Raw genomic sequence first — 277 nt, forward strand, 5'->3', positions numbered from 1 at the left:
TGGAGAGGGTGTCGGCCTGCGGGTAGCGGGTGGCCAGCTCGGCAAACAGCGCGTGCATGCGTTCAATGGCCTGGGCGCGTCGAGCCGCGTCCGGCCACGGCGCCGGGATGGCCATCAGCCCGCGCAGGCAAAGGCGGGGTTCGGCGGCGATGGCGGCGGCCAGCGCCGGCACGGCGTCGGGCGTGCAGCCGTGCTTGCTGCCGTCATCGTCGAGATTGACCTGCACCAGCACGTTCAACGGCGGCAACGCGGCCGGGCGGTGCGTAGCCAGCGCGGT

The 277-nt window shown here is 73.3% G+C and carries 1 protein-coding gene; it reads right to left on the minus strand.

Annotated elements, in window-relative coordinates; genetic code table 11:
- On the minus strand, window positions 1–277 hold a 277-nt coding region (locus ACQG3P_RS19580; protein WP_426805974.1), incomplete at both ends, for an alanine racemase.

The sequence above is a fragment of the Stenotrophomonas sp. SrG genome, from assembly GCF_050031795.1.
GTDB classification, from domain to species: domain Bacteria; phylum Pseudomonadota; class Gammaproteobacteria; order Xanthomonadales; family Xanthomonadaceae; genus Stenotrophomonas; species Stenotrophomonas rhizophila_A.